This window comes from Acidovorax sp., assembly GCF_016783915.1.
In the GTDB taxonomy this organism is placed as follows: domain Bacteria; phylum Pseudomonadota; class Gammaproteobacteria; order Burkholderiales; family Burkholderiaceae_C; genus Acidovorax.
In genome coordinates, this window is the sequence record NZ_JADHVT010000219.1 from 1 (window position 1) to 5756 (window position 5756).

Annotated in this window: 3 protein-coding genes and 4 pseudogenes; 5 read left to right on the forward strand and 2 right to left on the reverse strand. The window is 58.6% G+C overall.

What is annotated here, in order from left to right; translation table 11 throughout:
* Window positions 1–502: pseudogene (locus ISS20_RS23060) on the forward strand (hypothetical protein); the annotation flags it as partial.
* 116 nt (window positions 503–618) lie between these two features.
* Here ISS20_RS23060 and ISS20_RS23065 read toward each other — a convergent pair.
* Window positions 619–1314: a DUF4124 domain-containing protein gene (locus ISS20_RS23065; protein WP_291439915.1), complete on the reverse strand. Its 696-nt coding sequence runs from the start codon at window positions 1312–1314 to the stop codon at window positions 619–621.
* A 5-nt stretch (window positions 1315–1319) separates the two neighbouring features.
* On the reverse strand, window positions 1320–2018 hold the full coding sequence (gene pyrE / locus ISS20_RS23070) for an orotate phosphoribosyltransferase (protein ID WP_291439917.1): 699 nt from the start codon (window positions 2016–2018) through the stop codon (window positions 1320–1322).
* A gap of 10 nt (window positions 2019–2028) precedes the next feature.
* On the opposite strand from pyrE, the pseudogene ISS20_RS23075 reads away from it, so the two are divergent.
* The 4 genes and pseudogenes from ISS20_RS23075 to ISS20_RS23090 form a co-directional block, all read left to right on the forward strand.
* Window positions 2029–2721 (forward strand): annotated as a pseudogene (locus tag ISS20_RS23075) (exodeoxyribonuclease III); the annotation flags it as partial.
* Window positions 2722–2753: 32 nt separating this feature from the next.
* Window positions 2754–3623, forward strand: a pseudogene (locus ISS20_RS23080) (recombinase family protein); the annotation flags it as partial.
* Between the two features lie 555 nt (window positions 3624–4178).
* Window positions 4179–4364 (forward strand): annotated as a pseudogene (locus tag ISS20_RS23085) (ATP-binding protein); the annotation flags it as partial.
* Between the two features lie 504 nt (window positions 4365–4868).
* The coding region (locus ISS20_RS23090) for a hypothetical protein (protein ID WP_291439919.1) at window positions 4869–5756 on the forward strand (888 nt) is incomplete at its 3' end.

The following is a 5756-nucleotide window of genomic DNA, read 5'->3' on the forward strand; positions in this document are numbered from 1 at the left end:
TGAAGCGGCGGCCAAGGTATGCGGGCAAGCCAAGCTGGCTTCCAACTGGGTGATGGGTGAGCTGTCACGTCGCCTAAATTTGGAAGAAATTGGCATCGAACAAGCAAAGGTGAGCAGCACTCAATTGGGTTCGCTGATCCAGCGTATCAACGATGGCACCATTAGCAACAACGCAGCTAAGCAGGTATTTGAAACGCTATGGGATGCCGGTCTGATTGCAGGGCAGCCGATCTCTGACGGATACGTTGATCGCGCCATAGAAGATCTCAAAAAGATCGATGAGATCATCGAATCGAAGGGCCTCAAGCAGATGAACGACTCCGGAGCGCTGGAGAAGATCATCGACGAGGTGATTGCCGCCAACGCCGACAATGTGGCGCAGTTCCGCGCAGGCAAGGACAAGGCGTTCAATGCGCTGGTGGGCCAGATCATGAAGGCCAGCAAAGGCAAAGCCAATCCGACGCAGGTCAACGAGCTGTTGCGCGCCAAGCTGGCGGGCTGACGCACGCCGACTGACTACAACGCAAACAACAAAGGGCCGCAGGGCCCTTTGTTGTTTGGATCTCTCGGTGCACTTCGTAGGCCAAGGGCCGGGGGAACGTTCCCAGCGCACACGCCCTACCGCGTGGCGGCTGGTGTGGCGTCGCTGGCGGGCACTGCACCGGTCGAAGGCATACGCTGCGCCTCCCACAGCTTGCGCAGCTGAGCCAACTCCACATCAAAGCGCTGGTGCACGCGTCGCTTTTCCTGGTCTTGCCCTGCAATGAATCGCTGTTGCTCGGCAATGCTGTCTTCGTTCTCGGCGATCTTGCGGCGCAGTGACATGGGGGCCTTGTTGGGGTCCTTTTTGTAGAACTCCATCTCCACATCAAAGGCCTTGCGCTGCTGCGCCAGCTCTACGAGGCGCTTTTCGGCGGTAGCCGTCACATCGTCCACCAGCTGGATGGCCGCAGCGCGCTCCGCATCGTGCGTGGCCTTGTCAGGGTAACGGGCCGTCAGCGCGCGTTCGCGGCGGCGGTCTTCCAGCTCGCGGGCACGGGCTTCGGCCTCCTTGCGGCGCTGTACCTCTTGCGCGGCTCGCTCCTGCTCGGTCAGCGAGGGGCCGATCTGCCGCCGCACGATGCCCGAGGGACCGAGCTCGCGCTGCTCGCGGTCCAGGCATTCGGCGATCGGCCGGTCGGCCGTCAGGCGTCGGCCATTGCGGTCCACGCAGGTGTAGATGCCACTCGATGTCCCGGGGGCTTGCGCCCATGCCAAATCAGCGCCCAGGGTGGCCAACAGAAACCCGCCCATGATCCACGCCGATTTGCTCAAATCATCTACCCCTCGTTGACGCCATACCGCTGGCGGTAGGCCAGCACCTTCTCGTGGTGGGAACGCATCCCCTCTTCCCCATTTTGCTCAAGGAAGAGCAATAAGTCTGCCAGCCGTGCGATGGCGCACACCTGCATGCCCAGCTGGTTGCGCACATACTGCACCGCGCTGTGATCTACGTCCTGCCCATTCTCGGTGGCTTTTTCCTGGCGGTCCAGCGCAATAGCTACCGCGTGGGGCGTGGCACCAGCGGCTCGGATGATGGCGATGGACTCACGGGCGGCCGTGCCGGCTGACATCACATCGTCCACGATGAGCACCCGGCCCTCAAGGGGTGCGCCGACCAGCGTGCCGCCCTCGCCGTGGTCCTTGGCCTCCTTGCGGTTGTAGGCAAAGGGCACGTTGCGCCCCAGGCGCGCCAGCTCCACCGCCACCGTGGCAGCCAGCGGAATCCCCTTGTACGCAGGGCCGAACACCATGTCGAATTCGATGCCGCTGGCCAGCAGGGCTTTTGCATAGAATTCCGCGAGCCGCCCGATCTTGCGGCCGTCGTCGAACAGACCGGCATTGAAGAAGTAGGGGCTCAGACGCCCTGCCTTGGTCTTGAATTCACCAAACCGCAGCACGCCCGACTCGACGGCAAAACGGACGAAATCCTGCGCCAGCTGGCCCTGTTCGGGGGTTTGCACGCCAACATCCACCATGGGGAAATCCTTGTTCAAGTTAACCAGCCTCAATCTCAATGGCATCCGCTCGGCCACCAGCAAAGGCGTGGAAAGCTGGATGGCAGCCACGCGGCCGGATTGTATTTGTGTGCAGGAAGTCAAGGCCCAGGCCGCCGACATGGCCAACCGGTTCGAACGCATGGCGGGTCTGCAGGGTCACTTTCACTTTGCACAAAAGAAGGGCTATTCCGGTGTGGGGGTCTACACCCGGCACGAGCCTTCCGATGTAGTCATTGGCTATGGATCTACAGAGTTCGATGCAGAGGGCCGATATGTCGAGCTGCGTTTTGATACGCCCGCCCGCAAGCTGTCCATCATCAGCGCGTACTTTCCCAGCGGATCCTCGGGCGAAGAGCGCCAGCAGGCCAAGTTCCGCTTTCTGGCCGAGTTCCACCCTCATCTCATGCGCCTGAAGGCCGAGCGCGACTTCATTCTGTGTGGCGACATCAATATTGCGCACCAGCAAATTGACCTCAAAAACTGGCGCAGCAATCAGAAGAACAGTGGTTTTTTGCCCGAAGAACGCGCCTGGATGACAAAGTTGTTGCACACAACTGATGAAGGCGGCGGCATCATAGACGTTTACCGTCAGTTACAACCTACCGCCACCGACACCGCCTACACCTGGTGGAGCAACCGCGGCCAGGCGTATGCCAACAACGTGGGTTGGCGGCTGGACTACATACTACGACAAAAAACCCACGATAATTGGGTATGTCCCAACCTCGTGTTTACTCCTACCGCCGCTTTTCCTCGGAGCGTCAAGCCCAAGGGCATAGCCTCGAACGTCAAACGGCAGCAGCGAGGGTTTGGTGTCAGGAGAATGGGCATGTCTTGGATGAAGACTTGGCACTGTCGGACCTTGGGATCTCCGCTTTCAAGGGCAAGAACGCAACCGAAGGGGCACTGGCTGCCTTCTTAATCGCAGCCAAGGAGGGGAGGATTCCCCGTGGCTCCATCCTACTCGTCGAGAGCCTTGATCGGCTCTCACGAAACACAATTACGGATGCCGTAGGCCTCCTCACCTCGATAGTTCGCGCAGGGATTCGCGTTGTTTCGCTAATCGACGGCAAAGAGTGGAACGAAAACACGATCAACGACACGGTCAACTTCATGATGTCCGTGCTCCTGTTTGCGCGGGCTCATGAGGAGAGCGCGACAAAGGCTAGGCGTGTTCGCGCAGCTTTTGCCAAGAAGCGTGAGGCGAAATTGCCTGTCGTCTCTCATGGCCATGGTCCGGGTTGGGCATATCCCAGGGAAGATCGCCAAGGATGGTTGCTGGACGAAGCCAAGGCTGCGTCTGTGGTCAAGGTGTTTGAGCATGTGGCCAACGGCCATGGTGGGGTGAGCATTGCTCGAATCGCCAACACAGAGGAATGGCCGCTTCCATGGCGAGTGCGGGCCAACACCAACACGAGATGGGAACACACCCAGGTCAGCCGCTTGGTTCGTGACCGTCGAGTCCTCGGAGAATGGCAGCCAAAGCAGATGGTGGGTACTGAACTGGTTCCTTTGGGCGATCCGGTCACCGACTACTTCCCACGAGTTATCACTGACGATCTCTGGGGGAGAGTCCATGCTGCGTTGGATGGGCGGCAATCTATACCCAGACTCCGTGGCATCAAAGGGGATCTGCTGGCTGGGCTCCTGTACTGTGCCTGTGGGGAACGCATGCAAAAGAAGCCCGCATGGAAGCGTGGCAGTGCGAGGTACTACTGTCTGGGTCGAGTCGCAGGGGCTAGCACTTGTGCGCCCATCAGTGAGGCTGCAATCATCGATTTTGGGTTCTCCTGCTTGGCCACTTATGAGGCAGGCCAGTTTCAGGAAACCGAGGCACTTCGATTGACGCGCGTGGCGATTGACGAAGCCAATGCAAAACTTGCCGATCTTGATTCCAAGGCTGAGCGCTACTTGGCTGCGATTGAAGAAGGCGGAGAAATGAAGTTGGTAACGCAACGGCTTCGCGAGATCGAACAGCAACAGGATTCGCTTCGGGAAGTCGTGCGGCAAAAACGGAGTGAGCTAGCCGCAGCACCAAAAGCCGGGGTTGGCTTTGGCAGCCTGTTTGCAGAGGATGTCAAAGCAGCACTGAACGACAAGAGCGCGGTCAAAGAGAGGCACAGGATCTCAACGGCGCTTACGGGCAAGACCCACATTGCCACAGCCCTCGGAGTGCAAGCCATTGAGCACCATCACCGCAGGGTGCGGTTCTTCTCCACGGTGGAGCTGGTCAATGCGTTGGAGGAGGAGAAGGCCAACGGCAAGCCCGGGCAGTTGGCCCACCGCCTGGCCTATGCCGATCTGGTGATCCTGGATGAACTGGGCTAAACGGCTGAGCCTCGTCCGCAGCGCTCGCTGCTTCCAAATTCAAATTTCCATTCGGCGACGAGACGGGTGGAACGCGGGGCTGGTGAACGTGCTGCCAAAGGTCTTGCGGATTGTCTTTCCAAGCAGGGCCAAAGCCGGGGGTGATGGTGGCGTTGTGGATGACCTCACGGCTTTTGGACGTGCTGTCATAGATGTGCTGGGTGACTGGATCGACGATTCGCGATCCCGTGCGGTAGGCCAGTGCGCGCAGCGCGTGGAGCTTCTTGTTCTTTGCACGCGAGTGCATCTTGACGGTGAGGTGGTAGATGCTCATAGCGCACCGCCGAACACTGGGAGGGTGGACGACAAGACACCATGTCATCGACAAAACGACGATTGTTCCCTCCACCTGTGTTCCGCATCAGCTGAACGGTGCCGAAACGAGTTCGGTCCGCTGAGGAGGAGTCATTGTTGGGGGTTCAGCCGACAAAGCTCAGTACGACATACGGGGTATATTGCTGCATGGACACCGAATCCGACCTCCCAGAAACGCCTCCAATAGACGATGCGTTTGCTCGCCTTCGTTTCGCCGGTGGCCGTTTCAATTCGCACACTATCCCTCTGGAAGTGTTGCCGGACCTAGCTGCGTATCGCAAGCTGATCGTGGAAGTGGCGAAAATGCTGTTTAAGCAGCGAGTGGGAACCCGCGTCCGCGTGCCAAAGGGGTTTGAGGACTCCTTCATGATCGGACTCGCAGAGGTTCAAGGTGGTAGCAGCGCGGTTGCCGTAATGCCTCGTTTATCAACTGTCGCTAGGCCTGCACCCCAGCAATCTTTGGGTTTCGCTGCGAATCAGCCCTCGTTCAACCCACCTCAGTACCCCGAATTCGATGAGGCACGTGACTACATCGATAACCTTATCGACTCGGTGGGAACCACTGGGCAGGTGCCAAGAGAATTTCCCGTAGAGCTTGCCGGGTTCTTCAACTCATTCGGTCAAAGCCTTCAACACGACGAGTTCGTAGAGCTGGGATACGGCGGGGCTAAACCTGTTCGCTATGACACCCTCATTCGGAAGAAGATCGTTCTTTCACGAGAGACGACCTACGAGAATGCAGTTGACGACCAGTTTGTGCTGAACGGAGGTGTGTCAACGACCGGGACCATCCACGTGCTTCACGAAAGCGGATCAAGTTACGACTTCCAACCAGCCACAGAGTTCGAGTTCAAAAAGGCATACCAACGCGCAACGGAAACCGTTCGACTGGTCGGTACAGGCCTTTACGACAAGAACGAACGACTCAAACGCCTCATCGCTGTGACTATCGTTTACAGCGAAGGCGGAGCAATTCAGCCCTTCGAGTCTAGGCTAGAAGAAATTGCCGCCACACCTGCTGGGTGGTATGACGGC